The organism is Streptomyces synnematoformans (assembly GCF_039531005.1).
In the GTDB taxonomy this organism is placed as follows: Bacteria; Actinomycetota; Actinomycetes; order Streptomycetales; family Streptomycetaceae; genus Streptomyces; species Streptomyces synnematoformans.
Genome location: NZ_BAAAPF010000379.1, coordinates 1 through 6,147 on the forward strand (window position 1 = coordinate 1; position 6,147 = coordinate 6,147).

Genomic DNA, 6,147 nt, shown 5'->3' on the forward strand with positions numbered 1-6,147 from the left:
CTCCTGCCCCCCGTGCCCGGGGCCTGCCCGCCCCGCCCCCCGCCCCCGCCCGGACCCCCACCGGGCGGGGGCGGCGCGCTCCCGGCACCGGCCGGGGCCCGGCCCGGTACGAGGCGGCCTCCCGGCACTGTCCCGGGCCCGGCGACAGAGCTACCGTGGAGGGAGAACGGCTGACTCGCACGCGACGCAGGGAGCCGTGATGATCGAGGCACTGATCGCAGCGGCGGTGGTCATCGGCTGCCTCGGGGTCCTCTACGTGATGGCCGGGGCCCGGGTGGTCAAGCAGTACGAACGGGGGCTGGTGTTCCGGCTCGGCCGGCTCAGGTCCGGGATCCGCGGCCCCGGCTTCACGATGATCGTTCCGTTCGTCGACCGGATGCGCAAGGTCAACATGCAGATCGTGACCCTGCCCGTCCCGGCCCAGGAGGGCATCACCCGCGACAACGTGACGGTCCGCGTCGACGCGGTCGTCTACTTCAAGGTCGTCGCCCCGGCCGACGCCGTCGTGCGGGTCGAGGACTACCGCTTCGCGGTCTCCCAGATGGCGCAGACCTCCCTGCGATCGATCATCGGCAAGAGCGAGCTGGACGACCTGCTCTCCAACCGGGAGAAGCTCAACCAGGGGCTGGAGCTGATGATCGACAGCCCGGCGGTGGAGTGGGGCGTCACCATCGACCGGGTCGAGATCAAGGACGTGTCGCTGCCCGAGACGATGAAGCGCTCCATGGCCCGGCAGGCGGAGGCGGCGCGCGACCGGCGGGCGCGGGTCATCAACGCCGACGCGGAGCTGCAGGCGTCCCGGAAGCTGGCGCAGGCGGCGCAGCAGATGTCCGACCACCCGGCGGCCCTGCAGCTGCGGCTGCTGCAGACGGTGGTGTCGGTGGCGGCGGAGAAGAACTCGACGCTGGTGCTGCCGTTCCCGGTGGAGCTGCTGCGGTTCCTGGAGCGGGTGCAGCCGGGGTCGACCGGGCAGGTCGGGGCGTCGGCGGGCGGCACGGAAGCCGCGGCCGCGGCGGCCGGCGGGGCGCCGGCGGCGGACGGCGGCGAGGACGACGGCGTGCCGGCTCCGGTGGACCCCATCGACCCGCTGGGCGCGGTGGAGCCGCTGGACCTGGGGGACGACGACGCCGTGGACCCGGCGGAGCGGCTGACGGCGGTGGACCCGGGGGACGCCGGGCCGGCCGACGAGCTGGAGCCCCCGCGGGGCCGGCCGGACCCGGAGGGCTGACGCGGGCCGGCCCGGTGCGTACCGGACGGTGCCGGCGCTACGCGGGCCGGCCGCCGAAGGCCGCGAGCGCGTCCTCCGCGGAGTTGCGCGCCCACACGAACTCGTCCGCCCACGCCGCCGCGTCCGGGTAGCCGGACTCCGCCGCGATGCGGGCGCACGCCGCCCCGTAGTCGTACGGGGTGCGCCGCAGCGCCACACCGCCGGGGCCGAGCAGCGCCCAGTGCGCGCCGGGGCGCCCGTACGGCATGCCCACGCTGCCCGGGTTGACCACCAGCCGGCCGTGCGTCAGCCGGACGAACGGCAAGTGGGTGTGCCCGAGCACCACGGTCTCCACCTCCGGGCCGAGGCCGTCCAGCACCTCGGCCCAGCGCCCGGCCACCGCGTCGACGAGCACCGTCTCGTCGTCGGCGCGCGGGGTGGCGTGGCAGAAGTGCACCTGCCCCAGCCCCGCGACCGGCAGCGCCGCGCCCGCCGGCAGCGACGCCAGCAGCTCGACCTGCTCCGCGCGCAGCTGCTCCGCCGCCCAGGGCGCGATCGGGTCGGGGATGCCGGCGCGGTCGCCGCGGCGGTACTCCACCAGCTCGCGGTCGGCGTTGCCGCCCACCCACACGGCGCGCCCGCCGAGCGCGGTCAGGGCGTCGAGGGTGCGGTCGGGGAGCGGGCCGGCGGCGAGGTCGCCGGTCAGCACGACGGCGTCGGCGGCGCGCACGTCGGGCTCGGCGAGCACGGCTTCGAGGGCCGGCAGCACGCCGTGGACGTCGGAGAGTACGGCAACGGTCTCGGGCATGCGACCAGGGTGCCGGGCGGCTGCGCCGGGCGCACGGGACTTCGCCGAAAGCAGGGCGGGCACCCGGGAACAGGGCCGGCTCCCCGGAATGCGGCCGGTACGGTCGGCGTTGACGCTCGCGTCAGCTTTGCATGTATCCGTATCACAGCAGGGAGATGGCCGATGACGGCTGCCGCCGGTGCAACGCCCAAGGTCGACTTCTACTTCGACCCCGCCTGTCCGTTCGCGTGGATCACCTCGCGCTGGATTCTCGAAGTGGAACGCCAGCGAGACATCGACCTGCGCTTCCGGGTGATGAGCCTTGCCGTGCTCAACGAGGGCCGCGATCTGCCCGAGGACTACCGCACGATGCTGGACCGCGCCTGGGGTCCGGTGCGCGTCTGCATCGCCGCCGCGCAGCAGCACGGCGAGGGCGTCCTGCGCGATCTGTACACCGCTCTCGGCACCCGCATCCACAACGGGGGCGAGAAAGACAACGAGACGGTCGTCAAGGCGGCCCTGGCCGAAGCGGGCCTGCCGGCCGAGCTGGCCGCGGCGGCGGAGACCGACGAGTACGACGCGGCGCTGCGCAAGAGCCACCACGAGGGCATGGACCCGGTCGGCGAGGAGGTCGGCACCCCGACCATCCACATCGACGGCGTGGCGTTCTTCGGGCCGGTGATGACCGCCATCCCGCGGGGCGACGAGGCGCTGCGGATCTTCGACGGGGCGCTGGCGATGGCCTCGTACCCGAACTTCTTCGAGCTGAAGCGCACGCGCACGGGCGAGCTGAACTTCGACTGAACGAGCCGTGCCGGGTAAGGACCGGGCCCCCGGATGCCCGGTCCTTACCGGCCCGGTCCTTACCCGCCGCCCGCCGCCCGGCGTAGTACACGTTCATGACGCCGAGGGTGAGGAGCAGCGCGGCGCAGGCCGCCAGCCGGCGGGCGGGGCCGCCGAGGCCGCGGGCCATGAGGTCGCCGAGCGGCGCGTCGGAGTCCGCCGCGCCCGGCCGCGCCCGGCGCCCCGCGGACGTACCGGCACGTGTTCCGCGACCGGGTGCGCTGGCGGGAGCGACGCAGCGCCGCCGCCCGCGACCCCGGCCCGCCGTCCGGCCGGCCGAGGGCAGGGGTCAGGGCCGGCGGTCAGGGGCCCTGGGTCACGGCCAGGTGCGTGCGGCTGTGGCGGGGCGACTCCGCCTCGTCCAGCAGGGCGACCGCGAAGTCCGGGTACGAGATGCGCTCCCCGGGGTCGCCGTGGGGGTGCACGCGGTAGCCGCGGTCCGTGCGGCCGGCGTCGTGGTCGAAGTCGCCGGCCGGGCTGGCGTAGAGCCAGTCCAGCTCCGGCGGCGCCGCGCGGAGGACGTCCAGACCGGCCGCGTGCGCCGCGCAGAAGGGGCGGAACCCGGCCGGGAACGCCGGGTGGTCGAGGAGCCGGCGGCCGGTCGCGTCCGGCAGCAGCGAGGCCAGCCCGACCAGCACCAGCCGCGGCACCTCCGCCCGCGTGAGACCGGCCACCAGCGCCTTCGCCGAGCCGCGGAAGAAGGCGTCCGGGTCCGTGCCCTCCCCGTACACCGCCGCCGCGGAGATCGCCGCGGTGCAGCCGGCGGCCGTGGCCGCCACCGCCTCCGGGTCCGTCGCGTCCCCCGCCACCAGCCGGACGCCCGCGCCCGCGACCCCCGCGTGCGCCTCCGGGTCGCGCACCACGGCCACCACCTCGTGCCCGCGCCGCCGCGCCTCCGCCACGGCCCAGCGGCCGGCCCGGCCGCCTGCCCCGTACACCACGATCCTGCCCATCCCGCGTACCTCCGGTCTCGTCTCTCGGCGTCGTCCGCGCACGCTAACCGGCCCCGCGGTTTCCGCCGGGATACCGGGATCGCCGCCTACGCTGGCGGGATGAGCGAGCCGCTGCGCCCCGACATGTTCGACGAGCTGTGCCCGTCGTCGATGCTGCCGTTCCGCTTCGGCGACAAGTGGGCCGCGCTGATCCTCAGGTGCCTGGAGGAAGGACCGCGCCGCTACTCCGAACTCCGCGTCCCGCTGCGGCGGGTGACGCCCAAGGTGATGACCCGCTCGCTGCGGGCCCTGGAGCGCGACGGGCTGGTTTCGCGCACGGTGTACGAGGGGCTGCCGCGGCGGGTGGAGTACGGGCTGACGCCGCTGGGGCGGAGCATGCTGGAGCCGCTGGACGCGGCGTGCGCGTGGGCGGCGGAGCACTGGGAGGAACTGCTCGACGCCCGGGAGGCGTACGGCAATGGGGGTACCCCCCGCCAGTAAGGGCGTAGCCGGTGGGGGAGGGCGGGGACCGCGGCGGGCACGGGGGCTGCGAGGGCCGCGGCGGCCGCGGGCGGCTGAGCCGGCCGGACGTCAGCTCCCGTACGCCTCCGGCGCGCCGGTCGCGCCCAGCGGGAAGCGCAGCCACTCCCGCCACCGCCTGCCGTCGTGCGCCACCAGGTCCACCGCCCCCACCCGCGCCGCGACCGGCAGCCGGGGCGCGAGATCCGCCTCGATCGCCGCGTGCACCGCCTCGCCGCCGCTGTTCGCGACCGTCAGGTGCGGGTCGAGGTCGCCGAAGATGCCGCCGTACGGCGGGTGGTCGGGCCACTGCTCGACGACCGCCTTCGTCAGCGCGCGCAGCGGGTCGTCCGGCTCGGGGACGAGGTACAGCACCCCGGGGAAGCGGCCGCAGCGCGCGAACGCCGCCGGGAACGCCTCGTGCGCGGCGAACAGCCGCCGCAGCGCGGCGCGTACGCGGCCGTCGACGCGGTCCCGGTGCAGAAAGGGGTACAGCACGGTGACGTGCGCGGCGCCGCCGTGCGCCGCGGCCGTGTCGTAGCGGGTACGCCAGTGCCGTACGACGGGGTCCACCTCCGGCAGCGACACGCTCAGCGCGGTCGTGCCGGGCGCGGTGGGCCAGCCCTCCGCCGCCGGTTCGGGTATGACGGGCTCGGGGCCGGAGTGCGGGCGGGGCATGCGGAGGATCGTACGGTGCGGCCGCGGGTCGCGGGCACGGCGCCCGGGCGGCGCGGGAAACGGCTGTTCCGCGTCTTCGCGCACGGCGTACCGTAGCGATCATGACTACGGACCCCGATCTGCACCGGCGGCGCGCCTCCTCCTTCGGCAGCCAGGCCGCGGCCTACGCCGAGTTCCGCCCCGACTACCCCGCGGCCGCGGTCCGATGGGCCCTGGAGCCGGTCGCGGACCGCGACCGCCCGCACGTCCTGGACCTCGCCGCCGGCACCGGCAAGCTGACCGCCGCGCTGGTCGCCGAGGGCCTGCGGACCACGGCCGTCGAACCGGACCGGGCGATGCTGGCCGAGCTGCGGCGGACGCTGCCGGACGTGCCGGCGCACGAGGGGACGGCGGAACGGATCCCGCTGCCCGACGGGTCCGTGGACGCGGTGCTCGTGGGGCAGGCGTTCCACTGGTTCGCCCCGGAGCGGGCGCTGCCGGAGATCGCCCGGGTGCTGCGGCCGGGCGGGGTGGCGGCCGGGCTGTGGAACCAGGGCGACCACGAGGTGGACTGGATCACCGGGCTGGACGAGGTCACCCGCGGCGAAGCCTGCTTCGCGGACCTGTCGGACGAGGTCGGGCTGCCCCCGCACGAGGAGTACGAGCCGGTGCGGCGGCAGCGGTTCCCGAACCGGTTGCGGTACACGCGCGACTCGCTGACGGCGATGGTGGCCACGCACTCGCGCCTGCTCCTGCTGCCGGAGGACGAGCGGGCGCAACTGCTCGCGCGGGTCCGCGGGTACCTGGCGGCCCGGCCGGAGACGCAGCGCACGGAGTTCGAGGTGCCGCTGGTCACGCTCGTGGACCGGGCGGTGCGGCGATGGGGGTCCCCCCGCCAGTAAGGGCGTAGCCGGTGGGGGAGACGGGGGCCGCGGGCCGGGGCGGCGGCCCGTACCCGTCATACCTGGGAGCTACGCGGCAGGTGAGCTCTCCGGCGGGACGCCGACGAGGGGCGGCGGTTCGTAGCTTTCTCACCGGATCACGGAACACACCCGGTGAGAGGACCCGCCATGACACCGCCCCGCCTTCGCGACCCCGGCTTGAGCGGCGGAGGGCCGGCGCCGGCGGTGCGCCGCGGGGCGGGTCCGGGAGACGCGGGCGGGGGTGGCCGCGGCGCGGGGCCGGCCGCTGCCGGGCGCCGG

At 76.3% G+C, this 6,147-nt stretch carries 7 protein-coding genes; 4 read left to right on the forward strand and 3 right to left on the reverse strand.

Annotated features, from left to right (window positions below):
- The first annotated feature begins 199 nt into the window (after positions 1–199).
- Positions 200–1,228: a slipin family protein gene (locus tag ABD317_RS32395; protein WP_344294694.1), complete on the forward strand. Its 1,029-nt coding sequence runs from the start codon at positions 200–202 to the stop codon at positions 1,226–1,228.
- Positions 1,229–1,265: 37 nt separating this feature from the next.
- On the opposite strand, the gene ABD317_RS32400 is transcribed toward ABD317_RS32395, so the two are convergent.
- Positions 1,266–2,015: a metallophosphoesterase family protein gene (locus ABD317_RS32400; RefSeq protein WP_344294696.1), complete on the reverse strand. Its 750-nt coding sequence runs from the start codon at positions 2,013–2,015 to the stop codon at positions 1,266–1,268.
- A gap of 162 nt (positions 2,016–2,177) precedes the next feature.
- On the opposite strand from ABD317_RS32400, the gene ABD317_RS32405 reads away from it, so the two are divergent.
- Entirely contained in the window at positions 2,178–2,798 is a 621-nt protein-coding gene (locus ABD317_RS32405) for a mycothiol-dependent nitroreductase Rv2466c family protein (RefSeq protein ID WP_344294698.1), read from the forward strand.
- A 341-nt stretch (positions 2,799–3,139) separates the two neighbouring features.
- Here ABD317_RS32405 and ABD317_RS32410 read toward each other — a convergent pair whose 3' ends face one another.
- Positions 3,140–3,790 (reverse strand): NAD(P)-dependent oxidoreductase, encoded by a 651-nt coding sequence (locus tag ABD317_RS32410; RefSeq protein WP_344294700.1) that lies wholly within the window; start codon positions 3,788–3,790, stop codon positions 3,140–3,142.
- Between the two features lie 99 nt (positions 3,791–3,889).
- Between ABD317_RS32410 and ABD317_RS32415 the strand changes: the two genes are divergently transcribed.
- On the forward strand, positions 3,890–4,270 hold the full coding sequence (locus ABD317_RS32415; protein ID WP_344294702.1) for a winged helix-turn-helix transcriptional regulator: 381 nt from the start codon (positions 3,890–3,892) through the stop codon (positions 4,268–4,270).
- A gap of 90 nt (positions 4,271–4,360) precedes the next feature.
- On the opposite strand, the gene ABD317_RS32420 is transcribed toward ABD317_RS32415, so the two are convergent.
- Positions 4,361–4,966, reverse strand: a complete 606-nt coding sequence (locus ABD317_RS32420; protein WP_344294704.1) for a 2'-5' RNA ligase family protein — start codon at positions 4,964–4,966, stop codon at positions 4,361–4,363.
- A 101-nt stretch (positions 4,967–5,067) separates the two neighbouring features.
- Here ABD317_RS32420 and ABD317_RS32425 point away from each other — a divergent pair, with 101 nt between their 5' ends.
- Entirely contained in the window at positions 5,068–5,847 is a 780-nt protein-coding gene (locus ABD317_RS32425) for a class I SAM-dependent methyltransferase (RefSeq protein WP_344294706.1), read from the forward strand.
- Positions 5,848–6,147 lie beyond the last annotated feature (300 nt).